At 68.7% G+C, this 25,170-nt stretch carries 23 protein-coding genes and 2 pseudogenes; 15 read left to right on the top strand and 10 right to left on the bottom strand.

Translation table 11 applies throughout. The features are described from left to right. Window positions 1-10: 10 nt before the first annotated feature. Window positions 11-259: a WhiB family transcriptional regulator gene (locus tag AC37TH_RS16225; protein ID WP_055890939.1), complete on the bottom strand. Its 249-nt coding sequence runs from the start codon at window positions 257-259 to the stop codon at window positions 11-13. Window positions 260-641: 382 nt separating this feature from the next. On the opposite strand from AC37TH_RS16225, the gene AC37TH_RS16230 reads away from it, so the two are divergent. The 7 genes from AC37TH_RS16230 to AC37TH_RS16260 all read left to right on the top strand — a co-directional run bounded on the left by AC37TH_RS16230 (window position 642) and on the right by AC37TH_RS16260 (window position 6,834). Continuing rightward, a complete protein-coding gene (locus AC37TH_RS16230; protein ID WP_490765384.1) occupies window positions 642-962 on the top strand; it encodes a hypothetical protein in 321 nt (106 codons plus the stop codon). A 36-nt stretch (window positions 963-998) separates the two neighbouring features. After that, window positions 999-1,754 (top strand): DUF1684 domain-containing protein, encoded by a 756-nt coding sequence (locus AC37TH_RS16235; RefSeq protein WP_490765385.1) that lies wholly within the window; start codon window positions 999-1,001, stop codon window positions 1,752-1,754. A 98-nt stretch (window positions 1,755-1,852) separates the two neighbouring features. Beyond that, window positions 1,853-3,346: an ABC transporter substrate-binding protein gene (locus AC37TH_RS16240; RefSeq protein ID WP_490765386.1), complete on the top strand. Its 1,494-nt coding sequence runs from the start codon at window positions 1,853-1,855 to the stop codon at window positions 3,344-3,346. Between the two features lie 74 nt (window positions 3,347-3,420). Then, entirely contained in the window at window positions 3,421-4,383 is a 963-nt protein-coding gene (locus AC37TH_RS16245) for an ABC transporter permease (protein WP_490765387.1), read from the top strand. Continuing rightward, on the top strand, window positions 4,380-5,270 hold the full coding sequence (locus AC37TH_RS16250; RefSeq protein WP_490765388.1) for an ABC transporter permease: 891 nt from the start codon (window positions 4,380-4,382) through the stop codon (window positions 5,268-5,270). The genes AC37TH_RS16245 and AC37TH_RS16250 overlap by 4 nt, the downstream gene beginning before the upstream one ends. Beyond that, window positions 5,267-6,073 (top strand): ATP-binding cassette domain-containing protein, encoded by an 807-nt coding sequence (locus AC37TH_RS16255; protein WP_490765389.1) that lies wholly within the window; start codon window positions 5,267-5,269, stop codon window positions 6,071-6,073. Before AC37TH_RS16250 ends, AC37TH_RS16255 begins: the two co-directional genes overlap by 4 nt. After that, the gene (locus tag AC37TH_RS16260) at window positions 6,070-6,834 is read left to right on the top strand and encodes an ABC transporter ATP-binding protein (RefSeq protein WP_490765390.1); all 765 of its coding nucleotides are present in this window, start codon (window positions 6,070-6,072) and stop codon (window positions 6,832-6,834) included. The genes AC37TH_RS16255 and AC37TH_RS16260 overlap by 4 nt, the downstream gene beginning before the upstream one ends. A gap of 181 nt (window positions 6,835-7,015) precedes the next feature. On the opposite strand, the gene AC37TH_RS16265 is transcribed toward AC37TH_RS16260, so the two are convergent. The 4 genes and pseudogenes from AC37TH_RS16265 to aroA all read right to left on the bottom strand — a co-directional run bounded on the left by AC37TH_RS16265 (window position 7,016) and on the right by aroA (window position 10,667). Then, window positions 7,016-7,648 carry an acetate uptake transporter gene (locus AC37TH_RS16265; RefSeq protein ID WP_490765391.1) on the bottom strand — a complete coding sequence of 211 codons (633 nt, stop codon included), beginning with the start codon at window positions 7,646-7,648 and terminating at the stop codon, window positions 7,016-7,018. 89 nt (window positions 7,649-7,737) lie between these two features. After that, on the bottom strand, window positions 7,738-8,211 hold the full coding sequence (gene bcp, locus AC37TH_RS16270; RefSeq protein ID WP_490765392.1) for a thioredoxin-dependent thiol peroxidase: 474 nt from the start codon (window positions 8,209-8,211) through the stop codon (window positions 7,738-7,740). 4 nt (window positions 8,212-8,215) lie between these two features. Next, window positions 8,216-9,304 carry a ribosome small subunit-dependent GTPase A gene (gene rsgA / locus AC37TH_RS16275; RefSeq protein WP_490765393.1) on the bottom strand — a complete coding sequence of 363 codons (1,089 nt, stop codon included), beginning with the start codon at window positions 9,302-9,304 and terminating at the stop codon, window positions 8,216-8,218. Then, window positions 9,301-10,667, bottom strand: a pseudogene (aroA, locus tag AC37TH_RS16280) (3-phosphoshikimate 1-carboxyvinyltransferase). Before aroA ends, rsgA begins: the two are co-directional and overlap by 4 nt. A gap of 114 nt (window positions 10,668-10,781) precedes the next feature. Here aroA and AC37TH_RS16285 point away from each other — a divergent pair. Together AC37TH_RS16285 and rsrA are read left to right on the top strand one after the other, a co-directional pair. Further along, the gene (locus AC37TH_RS16285; protein ID WP_490765394.1) at window positions 10,782-11,375 is read left to right on the top strand and encodes a sigma-70 family RNA polymerase sigma factor; all 594 of its coding nucleotides are present in this window, start codon (window positions 10,782-10,784) and stop codon (window positions 11,373-11,375) included. Further along, complete coding sequence (gene rsrA, locus AC37TH_RS16290; protein WP_490765395.1) at window positions 11,372-11,614, top strand: mycothiol system anti-sigma-R factor; 243 nt, start codon at window positions 11,372-11,374, stop codon at window positions 11,612-11,614. The genes AC37TH_RS16285 and rsrA overlap by 4 nt, the downstream gene beginning before the upstream one ends. A gap of 23 nt (window positions 11,615-11,637) precedes the next feature. On the opposite strand, the gene AC37TH_RS16295 is transcribed toward rsrA, so the two are convergent. After that, window positions 11,638-12,414, bottom strand: coding sequence for a VOC family protein (locus tag AC37TH_RS16295; protein ID WP_490765396.1), 777 nt, complete (start codon window positions 12,412-12,414; stop codon window positions 11,638-11,640). Between the two features lie 84 nt (window positions 12,415-12,498). Continuing rightward, window positions 12,499-16,326 (bottom strand): multifunctional oxoglutarate decarboxylase/oxoglutarate dehydrogenase thiamine pyrophosphate-binding subunit/dihydrolipoyllysine-residue succinyltransferase subunit, encoded by a 3,828-nt coding sequence (locus AC37TH_RS16300; protein WP_490765397.1) that lies wholly within the window; start codon window positions 16,324-16,326, stop codon window positions 12,499-12,501. Window positions 16,327-16,462: 136 nt separating this feature from the next. Between AC37TH_RS16300 and guaB1 the strand changes: the two genes are divergently transcribed. Next, window positions 16,463-17,902: a GMP reductase gene (gene guaB1 / locus AC37TH_RS16305; RefSeq protein WP_490765398.1), complete on the top strand. Its 1,440-nt coding sequence runs from the start codon at window positions 16,463-16,465 to the stop codon at window positions 17,900-17,902. Window positions 17,903-17,917: 15 nt separating this feature from the next. Here guaB1 and AC37TH_RS16310 read toward each other — a convergent pair whose 3' ends face one another. Next, complete coding sequence (locus AC37TH_RS16310) at window positions 17,918-18,385, bottom strand: hypothetical protein (protein WP_490765399.1); 468 nt, start codon at window positions 18,383-18,385, stop codon at window positions 17,918-17,920. Between the two features lie 284 nt (window positions 18,386-18,669). On the opposite strand from AC37TH_RS16310, the gene AC37TH_RS16315 reads away from it, so the two are divergent. The 4 genes from AC37TH_RS16315 (at window position 18,670) to AC37TH_RS16330 (ending at window position 22,396) form a co-directional block, all read left to right on the top strand. Continuing rightward, window positions 18,670-19,980 (top strand): hemolysin family protein, encoded by a 1,311-nt coding sequence (locus AC37TH_RS16315; protein WP_490766068.1) that lies wholly within the window; start codon window positions 18,670-18,672, stop codon window positions 19,978-19,980. Next, window positions 19,973-21,010: a hemolysin family protein gene (locus AC37TH_RS16320; protein WP_490765400.1), complete on the top strand. Its 1,038-nt coding sequence runs from the start codon at window positions 19,973-19,975 to the stop codon at window positions 21,008-21,010. Before AC37TH_RS16315 ends, AC37TH_RS16320 begins: the two co-directional genes overlap by 8 nt. A gap of 93 nt (window positions 21,011-21,103) precedes the next feature. After that, complete coding sequence (locus tag AC37TH_RS16325; protein ID WP_490765401.1) at window positions 21,104-21,481, top strand: VOC family protein; 378 nt, start codon at window positions 21,104-21,106, stop codon at window positions 21,479-21,481. 174 nt (window positions 21,482-21,655) lie between these two features. Beyond that, on the top strand, window positions 21,656-22,396 hold the full coding sequence (locus AC37TH_RS16330) for an alpha/beta hydrolase (RefSeq protein WP_490765402.1): 741 nt from the start codon (window positions 21,656-21,658) through the stop codon (window positions 22,394-22,396). A 74-nt stretch (window positions 22,397-22,470) separates the two neighbouring features. Here AC37TH_RS16330 and AC37TH_RS16335 read toward each other — a convergent pair. Then, window positions 22,471-23,557, bottom strand: a pseudogene (locus AC37TH_RS16335) (NADH:flavin oxidoreductase/NADH oxidase). Window positions 23,558-23,564: 7 nt separating this feature from the next. Beyond that, window positions 23,565-24,182 (bottom strand): HAD family hydrolase, encoded by a 618-nt coding sequence (locus tag AC37TH_RS16340; RefSeq protein WP_490765403.1) that lies wholly within the window; start codon window positions 24,180-24,182, stop codon window positions 23,565-23,567. Between the two features lie 72 nt (window positions 24,183-24,254). Here AC37TH_RS16340 and AC37TH_RS16345 point away from each other — a divergent pair, with 72 nt between their 5' ends. Then, entirely contained in the window at window positions 24,255-25,142 is an 888-nt protein-coding gene (locus tag AC37TH_RS16345) for an ADP-dependent NAD(P)H-hydrate dehydratase (RefSeq protein WP_490766069.1), read from the top strand. Window positions 25,143-25,170: the final 28 nt, after the last annotated feature.

The raw sequence follows: 25,170 nt of genomic DNA on the forward strand, positions 1-25,170 counted from the left end.
GAGTGCGGTACTAAGAAGCCCGGCGGGCACGGGCGGCGCGGCGCTTGAGGGCGCGACGCTCGTCTTCGGAGAGGCCGCCCCAGACGCCGGAGTCCTGTCCGGTCTCGAGGGCGTACTGAAGGCAGATCTCCGTCACGGTGCAGCGAGCGCACACAGACTTGGCCTTGTCGATCTGATCGACGGCGGGCCCGGTGTTGCCGACGGGGAAGAAAAGCTCGGGGTCCGCGGTGAGGCAGGCAGCTTTGTCGCGCCAGTCCATGAAGATGTGCTCCTTGTTTGCTGAGTGTTCCCCGGCCGTGACGGCCTAGGATGCTTGTTTAAACAGCCGAGCTACAGGGTGATTGATCCATTGGGGGAAAGACCTGCCCACGACCCTGTGAGCGTTAACTCGACCTCGAATATGCTCCCATAGCGCATAATCTGAATCAATAGTTTTGTATGAGATAACGCTGTGAACACAAGCGAGAAATGAATGAGTGCTAGAGTTCCGCCCCCGGATGGGGACCAGTCCAACCGTTCCACCGGGCCCGTGAGCGAGGGCCCTGCAGGCGTCGGTTCCGCAGTCCAGCAACGCCCCCGGATGCTCATCGTGCTCGCCGTGCTGCTCTTCCTGGAGGCGGCGCTCGTTCATCGGAGTGGCCGTGTGGCTGCTCGTCGAGTTGCTCACCGAGACCCCGCGGTCGTTCGCGTCGGCCGTCGCCATCGTGGTGCTCGTCGTGCTCGCCGCGATCTGGGTCGTCGCGACCGCGATCGGGGCGCTCCGGGCTCAGAACTGGTCTCGCGCCTCCGCCGTGACCATCCAGATCCTGCAGATCGCGATCGCCATCGGGTCGTTCCAGGGGCTGTACGCCCGTCCGGACCTGGGCTGGGCGCTGCTCGTCCCCGCGGTGGTCGGGATCGTGCTCGCGGTGTCGCCGTCTGTCGTGAAGGCGACGACGCGCAACACGGCGCAACACGAATAGCGCGAAGGCGGGAACAAGTCGCACACTCGGATTGTTATGCCCGACATCGTGACTGAAACCTCCAGTGCCCCCCTCGCCTCCGCATCCACCATCGACGAAGCCCGTTCCGGCCACCAGGCGTGGCGGGAGTCGCGCCTCGCGTCCGTCGCATCGCCGACAGGCAATCTGAGCCTCATCGAGACCAGGTGGCTGCCGCAGGGCGACGAGACCACCGCTCAGGATGCACTGGCAGGCCTGCCGGAGACGGTCACCGCGACGGAGCTCACCCGCAGCAACCTCGACACAGGGGAGCCGGAGCGCGGCATCCGCCTCTGGGACGCGAACTCGCCGGCGATCCAGGCGTTCGAGACCGTCACGGCCTTCCCGTTCGACCCCGCGTGGGTCATCGAGGCCACGTTCACCCCTGTGGATGGCGCCCGCACCGTGCCGTTCGAGCACATCCGCGACAACGGAGGAACGCGCGACCTCGTCGTGCCCGGCGACATCACGTTCAGCAAAGACGGCGTCGAGTACACGCTGAGCGCGTTCGACGACGGCGGAACGCTGCTGCTCGTCTTCGGCGACCCGACCAACGGTGCAGAGGGCGAAGACGGCACATACGGCTCCGGCCGGTTCCTGTTCGTCCTGCATGACGGCGACAGGGCCGTCCTCGACTTCAACCGCGCATTCGTTCCGCCGTGCGGTTTCTCGGACCAGTACAACTGTCCGCTCCCTCCGCGCAACAACCGCTTCGGCGTCCCCGTGCGCGCTGGCGAGAAGGTCGTCGTGTTCCGCGGCGGCACGGCGCACTAGCAACACAGCGCACCAGCAACACAGCGCACCAGCAACACAGCGCACCAGCAACACAGCAACCGCAGTCCTGCATCCCTCCAACCCCCAGGAGAACTCCGTTGAGAAAGAAATCCCTTCTCGTCGTGCTCGCGACGACCGTCGCCGCCACGCTGGCGCTCGCCGGCTGCTCCGGTGCGTCGTCGTCGACCGGCGCTGACGCATCCATCGCCATCGGCTCGCTCTACGAGCCGGTCAACCTCGACAACACCGCAGGCGGCGGCCAGGGTGTGACGGAGGCCCTGAACGGCAACGTCTACGAGGGCCTGTTCAAGCTCACCGACGACGGCAAGGTCGAGCCGCTGCTCGCCACCAAGTACACCGCGAGCCAGGACGGGCTGACGTACACCTTCACGCTGCGCGACGGCGTGAAGTTCCACTCCGGCAAGCCGCTCACCAGTGCAGCCGTCAAGAGCAGCATCGAGCGCGTCACCGCGGCCGACTCGCAGTCGGCGCGCAAGTCGCAGCTCGCCGTCATCTCGAAGATCGACACCCCGGACGCCAAGACCGTCGTGATCTCGCTGAAGTCGCGCTCCATCTCGCTGCCGTACAACCTCAGCTACATCTGGATCTACGGCCCGGGCACCACGAACTACAAGACGGCGGAGGACGGCACAGGCCCGTACACGCTCGGCACCTGGAAGCGCGGCAGCTCGCTCAGCCTCGAGCGCTCGGCCGACTACTGGGGAACCAAGGCCAAGAACAAAGAGGTCGTCTACGACTACTTCACCGACGCCACCGCGCTCTCCAACGCGCTCCTGACCAACCAGGTGGATGTGGTCACCAGCATTCAGAGCCCGGATGCGCTGACCCAGTTCGAGGGCAACAAGGACTACACGATCACCAACGGCAAGTCGACCACGAAGGAGCTCCTCGCCTTCAACGACAAGGTCGCGCCGTTCAACAAGGCCGAGGTCCGTAAGGCCGTCTACTCCGCGATCGACACCAAGAAGCTGCTGAGCTCCATCTGGGGCAAGTACGGCACGCTGATCGGCTCGATGGTCCCGCCGAGCGACCCCTGGTACGAAGACCTCACGAAGGTGAACCCGTACGACGTCACGCTCGCCAAGAAGGAGCTGGCAGAGGCAGGCTTGCCGAACGGCTTCACGTTCACGCTCGACACCCCGACTTACGACCCGCACCCCGCTGTCGCCGAGTTCCTCAAGAGCGAGCTCGCCAAGGTCGGGATCACGGTGAACATCAACTCCATCTCGGCCGACCAGTGGTACACGAAGGTGTTCAAGAACCACGACTTCACGGCAACACTGCAGGAGCACGTCAACGACCGTGACGTGGTCTGGTACGGAAACCCGGACTTCTACTGGGGCTACGACAACCCGCAGGTCACCCAGTGGGTGAACGAGGCGGAGCAGGCCACCACCACGGCCGACCAGACCGCGAAGCTGAAGCTCGTCAACGAGCAGATCGCGAAGGACGCGGCCAGCGCCTGGCTGTACCTCTACCCGCAGATCGTCGTGGCGTCGAGCTCCGTGAGCGGCTACCCGGTCAACGGGCTCAACTCACAGTTCTACGCATACGACATCGTCAAGAAGTAGACAGGCGAGAGTTATCCACAGGATGCTCGGGGTGCCGTTCCGCGGCGCCCCGAGCATCTACCCTTGAAAACGTCATGGCCGTCTATCTTCTGCGTCGCTTCGCCTTCCTGGTGGTGTCGCTGCTGCTTGCCATGGTGGTCCTCTTCCTGCTGCTGAGGGTGCTGCCTGGCGACCCGTCCAACGCGCTGCTGTCCGTCAACGCAACGCCGGACCAGATCAAGGCCGCCCAGGAGCAGGTCGGCAGCGACCAGCCGCTGCTGCAGCAGTTCGTCACCTGGTTCGGTCAGATGCTGACGCTGAACCTGGGCCAGTCGTTCATCACGTCGCTGCCCGTCGCACCGGAGATCGCCTCCCGGCTGGCGGTGACCATTCCGCTCACGCTCATCTCGTTCGTGATCGCGCTGGCGCTCGCCCTCGTGATCGGCTTCGTCGCTGCATGGAAGTCGGACACCTGGTACGGCATCTCGCTGTCGGCCATCTCACAGCTCGGGATCGCGGTGCCCGTCTTCTGGGTGGGCATCCTGCTGGTCAGCGCGTTCTCGATCAACCTGCGCTGGTTCCCGTCCGGTGGCTTCCCACGCGACGACTGGGCCGACCCGGCCGCCGCGCTGTCGTCGCTCGCGCTTCCCGTGATCACGATCGCGGTGGTGATGAGCGCATCCATCGCCCGGTATGTGCGGAGTGCGACGCTCGACGTGATCGGCAGCGACTACCTGCGCAACTCGCGTGCCCTCGGCTCCAGCTTCGGGCAGGCGATGCGCAGGCACGGGATCCGCAACGGTGCGGTGCCCGTCATCTCGATCCTCGGCATCGAACTGGCCACGACCTTCCTCGGGGCGGTGGTGGTCGAGAGCGTCTTCACCCTGCCGGGGCTCGGGAGCATGCTGCTGCGCGCCATCCAGCAGCACGACTACCCGAACATCCAGGGCATCCTGTTCGTGAGCACCCTCGCCGTGCTGCTGATCGGCTTCGCGGCCGACCTCGTGCAGCGTCTCATCGACCCGCGCCTGCGGCAGAGCATCTCGGGCAACCGATGAGCGCGATCGTCGACCAGACCGCCGGGCACGCCGGTGAGAGCGGACCGGAGGTGCAGCAGCGGGAGCGCGTGCGGCGTCGCCGGTCGGCGACGCTCACGATCGGCATCGTGCTGGTCGGCATCGTGGTGCTGGTGGCGGTCGTGTCGTTCTTCTGGCTCCCGTACGCCCCGAGCGACACCTCGGGAGGCCGGCTGGAGAACCCGGATGCGTCGCACTGGCTCGGCACGGACAAGCTCGGCCGCGATCTCCTGTCGCAGCTGATGGTCGGCGCGCGCATCGCGCTCGCCGTCGGGATCGGCTCCGTCGCCATCGGCGCGCTGATCGGCATCACCCTCGGACTGCTCGCGGCGTTCGCGACCACCTGGGTGGACGACACGATCTCCGCGGCGCTCGACATCCTGATCGCCTTCCCCACCCTGCTGCTGGCGATGCTGATCGTCGCCGCCCAGGGCGCGTCGCTCGGCACGGCCATCCTGGCGATCGGGCTCGCCATGTCCGCCGTCGTCGCCAGGCTCACCCGCGTGCTGGCCAAGCGCGTGCTCTCGCAGCAGTACGTCACCGCGGCGCGCACGTCAGGCACGAGCTGGCTCGGCGTGGTCGGCAAGCACATCCTGCCCAACATCTGGCCGACGCTCAGCGTCAACCTCGCCCTGCAGTTCGGCGTCGCCGTGCTGGCCGAAGCGAGCCTGTCCTACCTTGGCCTCGGGGCTCCGCCGCCGAACGCCTCCTGGGGCCGACTGCTGCAGGAGGCGCAGGGCACAGTGGCCACCGCGCCGGTCGGGGCCATCGCGCCCGGTGTGGCGCTGGTCATCCTGGTGATCGGCGTGAACCTGGTCGCCGACGGTCTGCGCGACGTCGCTGACCCCACGAGGAGGCGATCGCGATGAGCGACGACGTGAAGCCCATTCTCGACGTGCGCGGGCTTGGCGTGGCCTCCGCCGACGGCACGCCGCTGGTGCAGGACGTGTCGTTCAGCGTCGCCGCCGGGGAGCGGCTGAGCCTGATCGGCGAGTCAGGCTCCGGAAAGTCGCTCACCTCGTTCGCGGTGAGCGGCCTGCTGCCGGCAGGGCTCGTCGCCTCCGGCAGCGCTGTGCTCGGCGGCGTCGAGGTGGTCGGAGCGAAGGAGCGCGACCTGGTGGCGCTGCGCGGCAGCGTCGCCTCGGTGGTCTTCCAGGAGCCGCTGACAGCACTCGACCCGCTGATGCGGCTCGGCAAGCAGGTCGCCGAACCGTTGCGCCGCCACCTCGGCCTGCGCGGGAAAGACCTCGATCGCGCCGTGCTCGACGCGCTCGCCGAGGTGCGCCTGCCGGAACCGGAGCGGATCGCCCGCGCATACCCGCACGAGATCTCGGGAGGGCAGCGTCAGCGCGTCGCCATCGCCGCCGCCCTCGCCTGCCGCCCGCAGTTATTGATCGCCGACGAGCCGACCACGGCGCTCGACGTCACCGTGCAGGAGGAGATCCTCGCGCTGATCGACGCGCTCGTCGCGGAGCGGCGCATGGCGCTCGTGTTCGTCAGCCACGACCTCGCCGTCGTCTCCCGGATGACCGAGCGCTCGCTCGTCCTCCGGGCCGGCCGCGTGGTCGAGACCGGAACCATCCGTCAGCTGCTCACAGCCCCGAGCGACCCGTACACGGTCGAACTCGTCGCCAGCGCACGCGAACTCGACCGAGCGCTGGAGGTGTCGTGAGCGCCATCCTGGAGCTTCGTGACGCGGGTTTCCGCTACCGCCGCGCATCCACTGCCGCGCTGGACGCCGTGTCGTTCGCCGTCGAGCCCGGCCGCAACGTCGGGCTCGTCGGCGAGTCCGGCGCCGGCAAGACCACCGCGCTGTCGCTCCTGCTCGGGCTGAGCAGCCCGACGAGCGGCGAACTGCTGTTCGACGGCGTCCCCCTCGACCGGCGCGACCGCAGCAGGATGCGCGCGTTCCGCCGCAGTGTGCAGACCGTCTTCCAGGACCCGTACTCGTCGCTCGACCCGCGCCAGAGCGTCGGGCGCATCATCGCGGAGCCGCTGACCAGCCTGAAGGTCGCCTCCGGTCAGGATGCGCGCGACCGCGTGGCGGACGCACTCGCCGCCGTCGGCCTCCCGGCGGAGGCGGCCGGTCGATACCCGCACGAGTTCTCCGGCGGTCAGCGGCAGCGCATCGCCATCGCGCGCGCCGTGGTCTCCCGGCCCCGGGTGCTGCTCGCGGACGAGCCGGTGAGCGCGCTCGACGTGACCACCCGCATCCAGATCATCGAGCTGCTCGGCGAATTGAGCGAACGCGATGGCATGACGGTGGTGATGGTGTCGCACGACCTCGGCGTCGTCGCGTCGCTCTGCGAGCAGACCGTCGTGCTCCGCAACGGCACGGTGGTCGAGCAGGGCGCGACCCGCGCCGTCCTCGGCAACCCGCAGAACGCGTACACGCAGCGACTCCTCGCCTCGGTCCCGCGCCTCCCCGCCTGACGCGCCGCTGGCGCTGCGCCGACCGCACCGGACCGCACCGGACCACTCGTGCGAAAGGTGCGGTGCGCGCGTCCCGCACCGCACCTTTCGCACGAGTCGCGGTGCGCCGGCCGCCGCGCGGGCGTGGCCGCGCCACACGGTACACGCCGCGCGCGGCGGCCGGAGTCGGTGGGGTCGCGCGTCAGCCGCGCGGCCAGACGGGCAGCACGTCGCGCTTCCAGGTGGCGTTCGTGACGCCGGCCCAGGAGGTGTACAGCGCTGTGAGGCCGGTCGCGAGGCCGAGCCAGCCGCCGAAGCGCGTTGCGGCTTCCGCTCCGGCGAGGTCGCCGATGGCGAGGGCGGCGAACGTGATCGTGAGGAGCACGAACACGGCGAGCGTCGCACCGTTGGTCTTGGCGGCGGCGACCGTCATGAGCGCCGTGAACAGCGTCCAGGCAAGCAGATAGGCGCCGACGCCGGCCGAGCCTGCGCGCTCGGCGACGTCCGGGTTGGTCTGCAGCCACCAGAACGAGAGCCAGAACGCCCCGTACGCAGTGAACGCCGTCGCCCCGAAGGTGTTGCCGCGGGCGAACTCCCAGAGTCCTGCCGCCGCCTGCGTGAGACCGCCGAAGAACAGGGCCATGCTCACCGCCGTCGCCCCCGCCTCGGGGAGCACACCGGCGTTCGCGAGGCTCAGCAGCAGCGTCGTGAGCGCGAACGCGGCAAGGCCGAGTGGCCCCGGGTCCGCAACCTCGACCCGCCCAGTGGGAAGGGGCGCAGGCGCAGCGGCAACAGGCGCAGTGGATGCGGTGGCCGGCTCGGCGGTGGGACTCATCGGGGACACTCCTTCGTGCGGGATGCGGAGCGTGGGCACCGCATCCCGACTCTAGAGTGCAGAATCAAGAATTGTAAATATTTGCAAACCTAGTCGAGACCGAGCTTCTTGCGGAGCATGGCGACGTGGCCCGTCGCCTTCACGTTGTAGAGCGGCAGCCGCACACTGCCGTCCGGGTCGACGACGAACGTCGAGCGGATGACGCCGGTGACGGTCTTGCCGTAGAGCTTCTTCTCGCCGTACGCGCCGTATGCCTGGTGCACGGCCAGGTCTTCGTCGCTCAGCAGCGGGAAGTTGAGGCCCTCCTGCTCCTGGAACTGCTTGTTCTTCGCCGGGGCGTCCTTGGAGATACCGATGACCTGGTAGCCGGCGGAGGCCAGCGAGTTGAGGTTGTCGCGGAAGTCGCACGCCTCCGTGGTGCAGCCGGGGGTCATCGCTGCCGGGTAGAAGTACACGATCACGTTCTTGCCCGCGTAGTCGCCGAGCGAGACGGTGGTGCCGTCCTGGTCGGTCAGGGTGAACGCCGGGGCTGCTTGGCCCGCTTCGAGTCGCACGTCAGTCATGCGACTATTCTCCCGCACGGTCGCCGCCGACGCGCGGGGCGAACGTGGCGAGGAGGCGCTGGAGCGAGTCCAGTCTGGAGCGGCCCGCCTCGCCGAGCGCTCCGGCCTCGACCGCTTCGATGATCGCGCAGTCCGGTGCGTCGGGCAGGTGCGTGCATCCACGGGGGCAGTCCTCCGCGAGTTCGGCCAGGTCGGTGAACGACTTGAGGATACTGTCCGTGTTGATGTGGCCGAGCCCGAACGAGCGGACGCCGGGGGTGTCGATGACCCAGCCGTAGCCCTCCGCGTTCTCCACACGCAGCGACACGGTCGACGACGAGGTGTGACGGCCGCGGCCGGTGACCACGTTGACGTGGCCGGTCGCCCGCATCGCGCCGGGCACGATCTCGTTGACCAGCGTCGACTTGCCGACACCCGAGTGCCCGACCACCACCGTGTCGTGCCCGACGAGCGCGGTTTTGATCGCATCCACCGGGATGTGGTCCTCGCGGCTCGTGAACACCGGCAGGTCGAGCCCGGCGAAGTTCTCCAGGAACGGCCCGGGGTCGGCGAGGTCGATCTTGGTCACGCACAGCATCGGCGAGATGCCAGCGTCGTAGGCGGCGACCAGGTAGCGGTCGACCAGGCGGGTGCGCGGCTCCGGGTTGGCGGCGGCCACCACGATGAGCATCTGGTCGGCGTTGGCGACGATCACGCGCTCGACCTCGTCGGTGTCGTCGGCGCTCCTGCGCAGCAGGGTGGTGCGCGGCTCGATGCGGACGATCCGGCCGAGCGTGCCGTCCTCGCCGGTCGTGTCGCCGACCACGGCCACCCGGTCGCCGGTCACGATGGCGTGCTTGCGCAACTCGCTGGCGCGGGCCGCCGTCAGCCGCCGCTCCTCCGGGGTGTTCTCGTCGAGGAGGACGGTGTATCTGCCGCGGTCGACGCCGAGGACCCTGGCGATCTGCGCGTCCTCGTGCTCTGGCCTGGTCTTGGTGCGCGGCCGGTTGCCTTTGGGGTTGGGACGGCTCCGGATGCTCGACTCGTCGAAGTCGGCGTACTCGTCGTCCTCATCGTCGTCGACGTCCCACCAGGATCCCGTGTTCTCCGTCACGCTGGGGCGGCGCCTTCCTCGACCAGGCGCGTCCACAGCTGGGTGAACTGGGGGAGCGTCTTCGCCGTGGTCGCCACGTTCTCGATCTCGACGCCGGGGACGACGAGGCCGATGATGGCTCCGGCCGTCGCCATCCTGTGGTCCTCGTAGCTGCGCCACACGCCGCCCGTGAGTGGGCGCGGCTCGATGCGCAGGCCGTCCTCCAGCTCGGTGACCGCGCCGCCGAGCCCGTTGATCTCCGCGAGGAGTGCCGCCAGCCTGTCCGTCTCGTGGTGCCGGATGTGCCCGATGCCGGTGATCTCGCTCGGGCCGTCGGCCAGGGCCGCGATGGCGACCAGCGCTGGGGCGAGCTCGCCGCCCGTCGTCAGGTCGAGCGTGACGCCCGGGATGCGCTCGCCGCCGGTGACCGTCAGCCGGTCGCCGTCGAGCGTGACCGTCGCGCCGAACAGGGCAGAAGCTCGGCGAGGCCGGCCCCGACCTGCGTGGTCTGCTCCGGCCATCCGGTGAACGTCACGGAGCCGCCGGTGACGACTGCCGCTGCCAGGAAGGGGGCGGCGTTCGAGAGGTCCGGCTCGATGTCGACGTCGCGCGCGGCGATCGTGCCCGGTGCGACGACCCAGCGGCCGACCTCTGGCGACTCGACGGTGACACCGCGAGCCGCGAGGGTCTCGATGGTCATCTCGATGTGCGGGAGGCTGGGCAGACGCTCGCCCGAGTGCGTGAGGTCCAGGCCATCGTCGAAGCGGCTGGCGGAGAGGAGCAGCGCGCTCACGAACTGGCTGGACGACGACGCGTCGATGGTGATCGCGCCGCCCGCCACTCTTCCCGTGCCGTGGACGGTGAACGGCAGGGAGCCGCGGCCGTCGTCGTTGATGTCGACGCCGAGGTCGCGCAGCGACGAGATGATGGACGACATCGGCCGGCCGCGCGCGGAGTCGTCCGCGTCGAACATCGTCGGGCCGAGTGCGAGGCCGGCGATCGGCGGCACGAAGCGCATCACCGTGCCCGCCTGACCGCAGTCGATGGTCGTGCTGCCGAGCAGTTCCTCCGCCGGTGTCACGAGCAGGTCGTCGCCGAACTCGCTCGCACCTTTCTTCGCCTCGATGCCGACGCCGAGCGAACGCAGCGCCTCGACCATGTTCTCGCTGTCGCGCGAGTGCAGCGGCGCGCGCAGCAGCGATGGCCCGTCTGCGAGGGCGGAGAGCACCAGCTCGCGAGCCGTCAGCGATTTGGAGCCGGGCAACGACACGGACGCGGTCAGCGGGCCGCGCGCGACGGGCGCAGGCCAGAGCGTGTTCGGCTCGTCGGCACGGTTGTCGCCGTACGGATCGAACTCGGGCGCGGAATATTTCGAGATCAGCATTGTTGACCAGATTATCCGCGTTTTCGATCGAAGGAAGGAAAGTCTGTGGCACTCGCGAGCACTGTCCTCGACTCTCCAAGCGTCTTCACACGCTCGGAACTAGACTTGCCCGTGATGACCACCGCAACTGACGACCTCGGTCCGCTCTTCGAAGAGCAGGCGCTGCAGTACATGGACCAGCTCTATGCTGCTGCCCTCCGCATGACCAGAAACCCGGCCGACGCGCAGGACCTGGTGCAGGAGACCTTCGTCAAAGCGTACGCGGCGTTCAACCAGTTCCAGCAGGGCACCAACCTGAAGGCCTGGCTGTACCGCATCCTCACCAACACCTTCATCAACACGTACCGCAAGAAGCAGCGCGAGCCGTACCAGGGCACCATCGACGAGCTCGAGGACTGGCAGCTCGGCGGCGCGGAGTCGACCACCGCATCCTCCAGCCGTTCGGCGGAGGCCGAGGCGATCGACCACCTGCCGGACAGCGCGGTCAAAGACGCGCTGCAGGCCATCCCGGAAGACTTCCGGATGGCCGTGTACTTCGCCGATGTCGAGGGCTTCTCCTACCAGGAGATCGCCGACATCATGAAGACCCCGATCGGCACCGTGATGAGCCGCCTCCACCGCGGCCGCCGGATGTTGAGGGAGCTTCTCGCCGACTACGCGCACGAGCGGGGACTCTCCGCCGTGCAATCACCCAGGAGCACGAAATGACCGACTGCGGCTGCGACAAGGCCAAACAAGACCTCGAGGAATACCTGCGCAACGAACTCCGCAGCGAAGATGCTGCAGACATCCGCGAGCACCTCGCCACCTGCACAGGATGCGCGGACGAAGCGCACCTGAGCGTCGTGCTCACCGAGGTGGTGCAGCGGGCGTGCAAGGAGACGGCGCCGGAGACCCTGCGCGCCGAGGTGCTGCTGCGCATCCGGAGCATCCAGGCCACTCACTGAGCCTGGGGCCCGCTTGTTCGGGGCTACGCCTCCTGCTGCACCTGGTGCAACAGGAACAGCCCGCCCAGCGGGTCGGTGACCTGCGCGAACCGGCCGAAGTCGCTGTCCCACGGGTCCCGGATCACGGTGCCGCCGAGTTCGACGACCCGCGCACACGACGCTTCGGCGTCGGTGACGCCGAAGTACACGACCCAGTGCGACGGGATGCCTTCCGGCAGCATCTTGTCCGCGTCGTAGACGCCGCCGGCCGGTGAGCCGTCCGGGCCGAACGTCGCGTACCGGAAGTCCGCGGTGTCCCCGAGTACCTGCGTCTGCCAGTTGAAGACCTTCGTGTAGAAGTCGACCTGCGCCGCGTAGCTGCGGGCGTAGAGCTCGTGCCAGGCCGGTCCGCCGACGTCGGCGACCAGCTCGAAGCCGCGGTGCGCCCCTGGCTGCCAGAGTCCGACCGCCGCGCCTCCCGGATCGGCGACCACGGCCATCCTGCCTTGGTCGCCCACGGTCATGGCGGGGGAGTACACCTCGGCGCCCGCCTCGACGGCGGCGCGTTCCAACGCATCCACGTCTTCGACGAGCAGGTAGGTGAGCCAGGTGTTCGGCTGCTCATCGCCCATCACGGCGCCGAGACCTGCGACGGCGTGGCCGTCTCTGCGGAAGGTGATGTACCCGCCGTACTCGCCGCCGCCCTCTTCCGCCGTCCAGCCGAACAGCGTGGAGTAGAAGTCTCTGGCCCGTGGGACGTCCGAGCTGGTGTAGTCGACCCAGCATGGTTCCCCGAGGCGGTGCGTCGTCACGACAGTCATGTCGTCAGCGTACGCGCGGCCGCCGCAAACGGCGAGGGGCGCCTCGCTCGCGCGAGACGCCCCTCCACAGGATCCGGGATGCGGTTACAGCGAGAGTGCCCGCTGGATCAGGATGCTCTGCTCCTGGGCGTGACGCTTGGCCGAACCGGCGGCGGGGGAGGCCGATGCCGCCCGCGAGATGACGCCGAGCGGGCGCGGGCCCAGCTTGGAGGTCTCGAGGATCATGTACGGCCAGGCGCCCTGGTTCTCCGGCTCGTCCTGCACCCACACCAGTTCGGCGTTGGGGTAGGAGTCGACGACCGCCTTGAGCTCGTCGGCGGGCAGCGGGTAGTACTGCTCGACGCGCACGAGTGCGATCTCCGGGTTGGGGTTCTTCTGCAGTTCGTTGGCGAGGTCGTAGTAGAGCTTGCCCGCCATCAGCAGGACGCGCTTGACGGCGCCCTTGTCGGTGATCCGTGCGTCGTCGATCACCGGCTCGAACTTGCCCTGGGTGAAGTCGCCGACCTCGCTCGACGCTCCACGCAGTCGCAGCATCGCCTTCGGGGTGAAGACGACGAGCGGCCGGCGCGGGCGGGCGTATGCCTGGCGGCGCAGCAGGTGGAAGTACGACGCCGGCGTCGACGGACGCGCGACGGTCATGTTGTTCTCCGCGCACAGCTGCAGGAAGCGTTCGATGCGAGCGCTCGAGTGGTCGGGGCCCTGACCCTCGTAACCGTGCGGGAGCAGCAGGACGAGCGAGGAGCGCTGGCCCCACTTCTGCTCCGCCGACGACACGAATTCGTCGATGATCGTCTGCGCGCCGTTCGAGAAGTCGCCGAACTGCGCCTCCCACAGCACCAGAGCGTCAGCACGCTCCACGGAGTATCCGTATTCGAAGCCCATGGCTGCGTACTCGCTGAGCAGCGAGTCGTAGATCCAGAACTTGGCCTGGTTGTCGCTGAGGTTCGCCAGCGGCAGCCATTCCTGGCCGTTCGTGCGGTCGTGGAACACCGCGTGACGCTGCACGAAGGTGCCGCGCCTGGTGTCCTGGCCCGCCATGCGAACCGGGGTGCCTTCGAGCAGCAGGGAGCCGAGGGCGAGCAGCTCGCCGAAGCCCCAGTCGATGCTGCCGTTGCGGCTCATGTCGCCGCGCTTGGCGAGGAGCTGCTGCAGCTTCGGGTGCACGCTGAACCCGGCGGGCGGGTTGTTGAACGCGTCGCCGATGAGCTGGATGACCTGGTCGGTGACCGCGGTCGTCTCTGGCTCCCCGACGTTGTCCTCCTGCTGGGCGGCGAGGGGTTCGAGGTCGGCGCCGGTGATGACCGGCGTGGAGTTGGTCTGCGCTGCGTGCGTCTCCATGAAGGCGCGCTCCAGGCGCTCCTGGAAGTCGCGGTGCGCCTGCTCGTACTCCTCCTCGGTGATGTCGCCGCGGCCGACGAGGGCCTCGGTGTACAGGCGGCGCACGGAGCGCTTGGCCTCGATGAGGTTGTACATCAGCGGCTGGGTCATCGAGGGGTCGTCGCCCTCGTTGTGACCGCGACGGCGGTAGCAGATGAGGTCGATGACCACGTCGCGCTTGAACTCCTGGCGGTACTCGAACGCCAGCTGGGCGACGCGCACGACGGCCTCAGGGTCGTCGCCGTTCACGTGGAAGATCGGCGCCTGGATGGTCTTCGCGACATCGGTCGAGTACACCGACGAGCGGGACTCGGCTGGCGGCGTGGTGAAGCCGACCTGGTTGTTGATGTTCACGTGGATGGTGCCGCCGGTGCGATATGCACGCAGCTGCGACATCTGCAGCGTCTCGGCCACGATGCCCTGGCCGGCCATCGCGGCGTCGCCGTGGATGACGACGGGCAGCGTGAGGAAGGTCATCGGCGGGCGACGGTCCTGCTTGGCGCGGACGATGCCCTCCAGGACGCCGTCGACGGCCTCCAGGTGCGACGGGTTCGCGGCGAGGTAGACCGGGATCTCTTCGCCGTTGGCCCCGCGGAAGGTGCCCTCGGTGCCGAGGTGGTACTTGACGTCGCCGGACCCCTGCACGGTGCGGGGGTCCTGGGTTCCCTCGAACTCGCGGAAGATCTGACCGTATGTCTTGCCTGCGATGTTGGTGAGCACGTTGAGGCGGCCGCGGTGCGCCATGGCGATGGCGACCTCGTCGAGGTTCTCCGTGGCCGCACCCTCGAGGATCGCATCCAGCAGCGCGATGGTGGACTCGCCGCCCTCCAGGCTGAACCGCTTCTGCCCGACGTACTTGGTCTGCAGGAAGGTCTCGAACGCCTCGGCCTCGTTCAGCTTGCCGAGGATGCGCAGCTGCTCGTCGTGCGACGGCTTCTCGTAGCCGCGCTCGACCTTGTTCTGGATCCACTTGCGCTGGGCCGGGTCCTGGATGTGCATGTACTCGATGCCGACCGTGCGGCAGTACGAGTCGCGCAGCACGCCCAGGATGTCGCGGAGCAGCATCTTGCGCTTGTCGCCGCCGAACTGGCCGGTGACGAACTCGCGGTCGAGGTCCCAGAAGGTGAGGCCGTGGCTGGCGATGTCGAGGTCGGGGTGCGTGCGCTGCACGTACTCGAGCGGGTCGATGTCGGCCATCAGGTGACCGCGGACGCGGAAGGCGTTGATCAGCTCCTGCACGCGGGCCGTCTTGTCGACGGCGCTCGCCAGGTCGACGCTGATGTCCGGAGCCCAGCGGATGGGCTCGTACGGGATGCGCAGCGCGGCGAAGATGTCCTCGTAGAAGGTGCGCTTGCCGATCAGCATCTCGTGCACGATCTTGAGGTACTCGCCGGAACCTGCGCCCTGGATGACGCGGTGGTCGTAGGTGCTGGTGAGTGTGATCGTCTTACCGATCGCGAGACCGGCGAGCGTCTTCTCGCTCGATCCCTGGAACTCGGCGGGGTATTCGAGGGCGCCGGCGCCGATGATCGCGCCCTGCCCCTTCATCAGACGGGGGACCGAGTGCACGGTGCCGATGCCGCCCGGGTTGGTCAGCGAGATGGTCGTCCCGGCGAAGTCGGCGGCGGTCAGCTTGTTGTTGCGAGCACGGACCACGAGGTCTTCGTACGCGGCGAGGTATTCGCCGAAGCCCATCGTGTCTGCACGCTTGATGCTCGGCACGAGGAGGGCGCGGGTGCCGTCCGGCTTCGGCAGGTCGATGGCGATGCCGAGGTTGACGTGCGCTGGAGCGACGACCGACGGCTTGCCGTCGACCTCGTCGTAGAAGACGTTCTGGCTCGGGAACTCCTTGAGCGCCTGGATGAGCGCCCAGCCGATCAGGTGCGTGAACGAGACCTTGCCACCTCGTGCGCGCTTGAGGTGGTTGTTGATGACGATGCGGTTGTCGATCATCAGCTTGGCCGGGATGGTGCGCACGCTGGTCGCGGTCGGGACCGTGAGCGACGCATCCATGTTGGTGGCGAGCGTCTTGGACATGCCGCGCAGCGGCGTGACCTTGTCCTGCGGCTCCGGGGCGCCGTCGTCGCCGGCGACGACCGTCTGCGGTGCCGTCACGGGGGCGTCGGCCGGAACGGGCTGCGGCTTCGGGGCGATGGAGGTGGTGCGGGCGACGGGCTGGGCGCCGATGACCGGGATGGGGGCCGTGACGGGGTGCGCTTCGCCGGCCGGGGTGGCCGGCTCTGCTGGGGTCGGGGCGGTGGGCTCCGCCGGAGTCGGAACCGTGGGTTCCGTCGGGGTTGGCGCCGTGGGTTCCGCGGGCGTCGGGGCGGGGGTCTCGCTGGGGGTGGGCGTCGAGGCCTCGGTGTCGTCTTTGACGGTCGGCTGGTAACTCTCGAGGATCGGCCACCATGACTTGTCGACCGAATTCTTGTCGACGATGAACTGCTCGTACAGTTCGTCGACGAGCCACTCATTGGCTCCGAATTCGCCCGACGATCCGTCGTCGGTTCCCACTCCTGTCAGTTGGCTCGACACAGCCGCTCGCCCACTCTCTCCATTGATTCTCGGTGCACAGGCAGCACGGTCACCGCCCGTTTCCATCCAGTCGTCAAGCCTAATCCCTTCGGGCAGCGGGTGCGGGCGTTCACCGGGGAGGGATACCGTTATTCCCATGCAGTTTTATGGAACGACCCCGCGCCACGATCTGACGTACTCCGACGTGTTCCTGGTGCCGTCGAGATCGAACGTGACGAGCCGCCTGGACGTGTCCCTCGCACCCAACGACGGGACGGGGGCGACCATCCCGATCGTGTCGGCCAACATGAACTCGGTGACGGGCAAGCGCCTCGCCGCCACCCTCGCCAGGCGCGGTGGACTCGGGGTGCTCCCGCAGGACATGCACCTGCAAGATCTGGACGACGCGATCCGCTGGGTCAAGGCCCAGCCCGTCGCCTTCGACACCCCATACTCCGCCTCACCGGAGGAGACGGTCGCCGACGCGCTTCAGCGGGTTCCCGCCGTCGAGGGCCACGGCATCGTCATCCACGGCGCGGACGGCGCATACCTCGGCTGCCTCGCGGCCACTCAGCTGGGCTCAGCGCTTCCGGATGCGCGCCTCGGCGACCTCCTGCACGGAGCCATCACCTCGCTCGACGCCGAAGACCTGCCGGACGGCCGCGCCGCCTTCGACGTGATGAGCGCTGCTGGACTCGAATTCGCCCCCGTGCTCGACCACGGCCGCATCGTCGGGACGCTCAGCAGGAAGTCCGCGATGCGCTCCACCATCTACCAGCCGGCGCTCGACGCGCACGGACGCCTGCGTGTCGCCGCCGCCGTCGGCATCAACGGCGACGTGGCGAGCAAGGCCAAGGCGCTCGCAGCCGCCGGGGTCGACGTGCTCGTCATCGACACGGCGCACGGCGACCAGGACGGGATGCGCCGCGCCATCCACACGGTCAAGGGGCTCGGTCTGGGACTGCCGATCGTCGCGGGCAACGTCGTCACCGAGCAGGCCGTGCGCGACCTCGTCGCCGCGGGAGCCGACATCCTGAAGGTGGGCGTCGGACCGGGCGCGATGTGCACCACGCGCATGATGACCGCCGTCGGCCGCCCGCAGTTCTCCGCTGTGCTGGAGACGTCCGAGGCGGCGAGGGAGCTCGGCGCCCACGTCTGGGCGGACGGCGGCGTCCGCTACCCCCGCGACGTGGCCCTCGCGCTCGCCGCGGGAGGGGCGTCGGTGATGATCGGCTCCTGGTTCGCCGGGACGATCGAGGCGCCGGGCCTCCTCGACAGGGATGCGAACGGCGGCCTCTTCAAGGAGAGCTGGGGGATGGCCAGCACGAAGGCGGTCAAGGGACGCTTCGAGCGTCTCGACGCGTACGAGCTGGCCAGGAAGACCCTCTTCGCGGAGGGCATCTCCAGCTCGCGCATCTACCTCGACCCGCTTCGGCCGTCCGTGGAAGACCTGCTCGACATGATCACGACGGGGGTGCGCAGCTCGTTCACCTACGCAGGCGCACGCTCGGTGCCGGAGTTCCACGAGCGCGCGCTGGTCGGCATCCAGTCGGCGGCGGGGTACGAGGAGGGCAAGGCCCTCCCCGTCTCCTGGTAGGTCAGCCGTCGCCCGCTACTGGCCGCTTCCTGACTGACCGCTGCCTGACTGACCGCTGCCGGATTGGCCGCTGCCGGACTGACCGCCGTTCTGGCCGAACCCGTTGCCGTTGCCGAACTGGCGGGGCACGAAGTTCTGCCCTGTGCCGGTTCCGAAGCCGGTGCGTCCGTGGTCGACGGCGTTCGCGGTGAAGAACCCGGCGAAGAACACGATGACGAGCACGGCCACCGCCCCGACGATCACGGCGGTGTTCTGCGCCCAGCGCGGCCACCGGTGAAGCACGTATCCGGATGCGCGCGCCGGCTGCTGCGGAGGCTGCGGCGCCTGCTGGTACGGCGGCTGCGGCGCCTGCTGGTACGGCGGCTGCGGCGCCTGCTGGTACGGCGGCTGCGGGGGAACAGGGGACTGCTGCGGGGGAACGGGCGGCCCGGGCTGCCAGGGCTGGCCGTTCGGTGCTCCGTACTCGGGGGAGGCTGAGGTCATGATGCTGTCCTTCTCGTCGTGCTTCTGTCCAGACGGAGCTGGACGTTCAGACCGGAGTGTGGACCTCGGCGCTCGGCGACCGCTATGAACGGATTATGGACGTGCTGGGAGCGCTGAGAACCCCGCGCACACACCGCTTTCCCGGAAACCCCGCCGGTATACTGAGCGGGAAATGGACGACCCTCCTTCTGCCAGCCCATTCGCCCCGGCGAGTTCCTTGACCTCGCCGCCCACCCGCGGTCTCCGACCCGAGCGGGGTGACCGCCGTGCTCTCTGAGTGGATCATGCTCGGCGTCGGTCTCCTGCTGACCGTCGGCACCGGCCTCTTCGTCGCGAGCGAGTTCGCGCTGGTCAACCTCGACCGCGGAGACCTGGAGGCACGCCGTGAGCGCGGCGAGTCCAGGCTCACGATGACCATCGCAGCGCTGAAGATCACCTCGACGCACCTGTCGAGTGCTCAGCTCGGCATCACGCTCACCACCCTGCTCACCGGTTACACGATGGAGCCGGCGATCAGCACGCTCCTGAATGGGCCGCTCACCTCGACCGGTCTACCAGAGGGCGCCGTCGCGCCGATCGCGACCACGGTGGCGATCGTCGTCGCGACGCTGCTGTCGATGATCCTCGGCGAGCTCGTGCCGAAGAACTTCGCCCTCGCCCTCCCGCGGGCGACCGCCAAAATCGTCATCCCGTTCCAGACGGTGTTCACCGCGATCTTCCGGCCGTTCATCGTGCTGCTCAACGGCACGGCCAACGGCGTCCTCCGCCTGTTCGGCATCGAGCCGAAGGAGGAACTCTCCGGGGCGCGCACGGCGGAGGAGCTGTCGTCGCTGGTGCGACGCTCGGCCAGCGCCGGTCTGCTCGAAGCGGACACAGCGACGCTGCTGAGCCGCACGCTCGCTTTCTCAAAGCACACCGCCTCCGACGTGATGACGCCGCGACCCCGCATCGCGACCGTGCAGCGCAGCGAGCCGGCGCAGGCCGTGCTCGACCTCGCGCGGGCGACCGGGTTCTCCCGGTTCCCCGTCGTCGACGACGACATCGACGACGTGGTCGGGTTCGTGCACGTCAAGCAGGCCGTCGCCGTTCCGCGCACGCGGAGAGAGCGCGTCCCCGTCTCCGCACTGCAGACGGATGCGCTGCGCGTGCCGGAGACCATGAACCTCGACACGCTCCTCGGCGAGCTTCGTGGCCGCGGCTACCAGATGGCCGTGGTCGTGGACGAGTACGGAGGCACGTCCGGGATCGCGACGCTCGAAGACCTGGTCGAGGAGATCGTCGGCGAGGTGGCCGACGAGCACGACCGCACCCGCGCGGGCGTCGTCCGCGGCACGGACTCGTTGACCTTCCCCGGCATCCTCCGCCCGGACGAGCTCCTCGAACGCGCGGGAGTGACAGTTTCGGACGACGGCCCGTACGAGACGGTCGCCGGCTTCGTGATGAACGAGCTCGGCCGCCTGCCGAAGGTGGGCGACGAGGTGCTGATCGACGGCGGGACCCTCCGGGTCGAACGACTGGAGGGCCGACGGGTGGACCGCATCCGGTACACGCCCGATCCTGTGCTCCCCGGCGAGGAGGTGAACGGCCATGAGTGATTGGGCCGGAATCGCCTGGCTGGTGGTGCTGTTGGCGATCAACGCATTCTTCGTCGGCGCCGAGTTCGCTGTCATCTCCGCCAGAAGGTCGCAGATCGAGCCGCTCGCCGAACGGGGCAAGCGCAGCGCCAAGACCGCGCTGTACGCCATGGAGCACGCGACGCTGATGCTCGCCACGACGCAGCTCGGCATCACCGTCTGCTCGCTGCTGATCCTGAACGTCTCCGAGCCCGCGATCCACCACCTGCTCGAAGTGCCGCTGCACGCGACGGGATGGTCGGACGACGTGATCGGAACGGTCGCTTTCATCGTGACGCTCGTGCTCGTGTCGTTCCTGCACGTGGTGTTCGGCGAGATGGTCCCGAAGAACATCTCGTTCTCGATGCCGGACAAGGCCGCGCTGCTGCTCGCTCCGCCGCTGGTCGCGATCGGCCGTGTCGTCAAGCCGATCATCGTCGCGCTCAACGCGACCGCGAACAGCGTGCTCCGGCTGTTCGGCGTCGAGCCCAAGGACGAGGCGGCGAGCACGTTCACACTCGACGAGGTGGCGAACATCGTCAACCAGTCGACCAGGGAGGGCGTGCTCACCGACAGGACCGGCGCGCTGACCGCCGCGTTCGAGTTCACCGAGAAGAAGGTGCGCGACGTCGCCCTCGGCCTCGACAAGCTCGTCGCGCTGCCCGCCCAGCCGACCCCGGCCGACGTCGAGAAGGCCGTGTCGAAGAATGGCTTCTCCCGGTACGTGGTGCTCGACGAGTCCGGTGAGCCGACCGGTTACCTGCACCTCAAGGACGTGCTCGACCTGGAGGAGACCGGGTTCGAGCTCCCGGTGCCGGCCAAGCGCATCCGGAGGCTGGTGACCGTGTTCGCGGAGAGTGACCTGGAGGATGCCCTGGCGACGATGCGACGCTCCGGCAGCCACTTGGCGCGGGTGGTGGACGCGGAGGGCCGCACGGTCGGGGTGTTGTTCCTGGAGGACATCATCGAGGAGCTCGTCGGCGAGGTGCAGGACGCGACCAGGCGTTCCTGATCGCTGCGGCCGGTAGAACCGCTCTTCCAGTTCCGGCGGCCGAACCGACGCGAGTAGCGTGACGAGCGGGAGTGGAAGAGAAGAGGAACACTCATGTTGGAGTCGTTGGCAACGTACTCCGTCCTTCCCGCCTCGAACCTGCAGCGTGCCACGGAATGGTTCCGCGACAAGCTCGAGCTCGAACCGGAGGAGACGGGCGAAGGAAGTGTCGTCTACGGCACAGGAACCGGCGCCAAGATCCAGGTCTACGAGACCGCGAACGCAGGCACCGCGCAGAACACCGCGATGGGCTGGATGGTCGACGACATCGAAGCGGCGGTCGACCATCTCCGCGGACGCGGCGTCGTGTTCGAGGAGTACGACTTCCCCGGACTGAAGACCGAGAACGGCATCGCGACCAACCCGACCGACCGGGCGGCGTGGTTCAAGGACAGCGAGGGCAACATCCTCTGCATCTCGCAGCACAATTGACGTTCGCCTGATCGCGCCCGACAGCGGCCGCTGCTACTCTTTTCCGAGACCGGACGAGAGCAAGAGGAGGTGGTACCTGTGAACGAAACGACGTGGGTGCTCCTCGCAGAGGTCACGGTCGGGCGATAGGTCGTCCGGGAGGGCCGCATCAGCGCACTCCCGAAAGGCACGACCATGAACATCACCTTCATCAACGAAAAGCGCATCGACGGCGACGTCCTCGAGCGCGAATTCACCATCGGCGACATCCCCGGCATCCTCTGGACTCCGGCGTCGGCCACTGACGCGACGCCTGTCCCACTGATCCTGCTCGGGCATCCGGGCGGACTGTCGATGATGCGGCAGCGCGTCACGGGACGGGCTCTCGCCTCGGCGGAGAACGGCTTCGCCTCCGCCACGATCGAGCTGCCCGGCAGCGGGGATCGGCCCCGCTCGGCGGACGCCGAGCAGGCCCGCGCCGACCTGCGCAGCGCCATTACGGCGGGGGAGCCGGTGGACGAGATCGTCGACCGACTCATCGTCCCGCTGGTCGAGAAGGCCGTGCCGGAGTGGCAGACCACTCTGGACGAACTCCTCGCGCTGCCGGAGATCGGCGGACCCGTCGGGTTCTCCGGTGGAGCGATCGCCATCCCCGTCCGGCTGGCGTCCGTCGACCCCCGGATCGTGGCCGCCGGCCTGTTCGCAGGCAGCTATCTGCCCCGCTCGATGTTCGACGAGGCTCGGCAGCTCACGATCCCGGTGCATATGCTGCTGCAGTGGGACGACCAGGGGAACGACAGGCAGCTGGCGCTCGACCTGTTCGACGCCTTCGGCTCCAGCGAGAAGACGCTCCAGGCCAACCTGGGCGGCCACACCGGCGTCCCGCCGTGGGCGGGGGAGGACGCGGCGAGGTTCTTCGTCCGCCACCTGAGCTGAGAGCCGGCCGGGCAGCCGGGCTCTCTCGACTGCCTGGCCAACGCTAGCGCCGCCGCGCTATCTCCGCCGCCGTGCTACCTCCGCCATTGGGCGCGGAGGTACTGCGGCGGCCAGTAGCCGATGTCGTAGCCGAGTTCGTGTGCGGCCCGCAGGGGGAAGTGCGGGTCGCGCAGGAGCTCGCGCGCCAGCATGACGGCGTCGGCGTGACCGTTCTCCACGATCTCGGCAGCCTGTTCCGGTGTGGTGATGAGCCCGACGGCGCTCACCTCGACTTCGGCGGATGAGCGGACGTGTTCGGCGAACGGCACCTGGTAGCCCGGCTGCAACGGGATGCGGATGCCGGTCTGGATGCCTCCGCTGGAGATGTCGAAGAAGTCGGCTCCCGCATCCTCGGCCCAGCCGGCGACGGTCGCCGTCTGCTGCTCGTCCCAGCCGCCCGGCGTCCAGTCGCTGCCGGAGAACCGCACGAACAGCGGGACGCCGTCGCCGATCTCTGCGCGCACGGCCTCCACGATGCGCAGGAGCAGCCGCGCCCGGTTCTCGAGGCTGCCGCCGTATTCGTCGCCGCGCTGGTTGGCGATGGGGGAGAGGAACTGGTGCACCAGGTAGCCGTGGGCCGCGTGCACTTCGAGCACCCGGAATCCGGCGTCGATCGCGCGGCGGGCGCCGGCGCGGAAGTCGTCGACGATCGCGTCGATGCCTGCGTGATCGAGCTCGGCAGGCGTCTCCAGATCGCCGAACGCGACAGGGGACGGCGCGACGGTCGGCCAGCCGCCCTCGCTGACGGGGACGCTGCCGCTGCGGTCTTCGTATCCCCAGGCCGGCCAGCTCGACGCTTTGCGGCCTGCGTGCCCGAGTTGCATGCCGGCGACGGCTCCCTGCGACTCGATGAACGCGACGATGGGCTTCCAGGCGTCGCGCTGTTCGTCGTTCCAGATGCCGGTGTCGCGGGGGGGAGATGCGCGCGGCGGGGCTCACCGCAGTGGCCTCGGTGAAGACCAGCCCGCTGCCTCCCGTGGCGAACGAGCCGAGATGCACGAGCTGCCAGGTCTGCGGGACGCCGGAGGCGTCGAGCACGGAGTACTGGCACATCGGGGAGGTCCAGATGCGGTTGCGCAGCGTCACGTCGCGCAGGGTCAGGGGGTCGAAAAGTGTTGCCATGCTGGTTCTAAGCCGCCAATGCCTCGAGATATGCCCGCAGGTCCGAGCCGGTGGTGAAGACGTGGCCGGCGATGCCGAGGTCTTCTGCCCCGCGCACGTTGACCTCTTTGTTGTCGATGAACACCATCTCGGCCGGGCCGATGCCCAGTTCGCGCATGACGTGCTCGAAGATGTCGGCGCTCGGTTTGATGGTGCCGAGCTCTCCACTGACGAACACCTGCTCGAACAGATCGCCGAGAGTGCCGTGCCGGAAGTATGAGCCGAAGTCGCGTCCCGCGTTCGACAGCAGCGCCATGCGGGTGCCGCCGTCGTGCAGGTCGACCAGCACATCCAGTGTGTCGTGATCGATGCTCAGCCAGCTGCGGAAGTCGGCCAGCCACAACCGGTGGATCTTCGCATCCCCCCACTGCTCGCCCAGCTCGCGCTCGATGCCGCGCCAGTATTGCTGGATGGTCATGGTGCCCTGGTCGAGGGCGTCCCTGTGCCGCCAGTACGCCGGCCAGAACACCTCGGCGTCACCGCCCGCCAGACCGGCGAGCACCTCCCTGTCCGCCTCGGACGGCGAGGTGGAGATGACCTCGCCGTAGTCGAACACGATGACCTTGCCGGGGATGCTGATGCCCATGAAACCGCCCTCTTTCCTTGCTCTTCAACCTATCGTGGAGTGAGCACGCGGTCGGCGGAGAGCGGAGGAACGGTGGATAACTGGCAGAGCTGGGGAGCTGTGGAGAGCGCGCGCTGGATCGCTGTCCCCGGCGACACGAGCGACAAGTACACGCGTGGGGTGCTCGGCGTCGTCACCGGCTCGGACCTGTATCCGGGCGCCGCCGTGCTCGGCGTCGAGGCCGCCGCCCGCACCGGGCTCGGGATGATCAGATACCTCGGTGCGCCGGGAGCGGCGGCCGAGGTCTTGCGCAGACGCCCGGAAGCCGTGACAGCGCCGGGCAGGGTGCAGGCGTGGCTGATCGGGTCGGGGATGGATGCGACGCAGCGACCGGCGGACGACGCCCACCGGCTCGCGGCGGCGCTCGCCGATGGCGCCCCGCTTGCGATCGACGCGGGGGCGCTCGACCTGGTCGGCAGAGCGAAGGGTCCCGTGGTCATCACGCCGCACTACCGCGAGCTCGCGGGCGTGCTCGCCAAGGTTGCCGACGACGACCCGGATGCGGTCACGGCCGACGACATCGCCGCCGACCCTGCTGGCTGGGCGGTGCGCGCCGCCGAGAGCCTCGGCGTCACCGTGCTGCTCAAGGGCCATACCACCCACGTCGCCGCACCGGGCGGGGCCAGGTACGCGGTGACGGCCGGTCCGTCGTGGCTGGCGACCGCCGGAAGCGGCGACGTGCTCGGCGGGGTGCTCGGTACGCTGCTCGCGACGCACGCCGACGAGATCGCGGCCGACGGGGCCGCCAGGCCCGCCGCAGACGGCGCATCCACGATGGCGTCCCTGGCCGCGACAGCGGCGTACCTGCACGGGAGGGCGGGCGCGCTCGCGTCGCGGGGCGGCCCGATCGTGGCGCTCGACATCGCCGAAGCGCTCCCGGAGGCGGTGCGCGAGCTGCTCGGCGGCGCGTCGGACCGTTAACCGGGGACGCCCCCGTGCCCGCTACGAT

Source organism: Leifsonia sp. McL0627 (assembly GCF_058244615.1).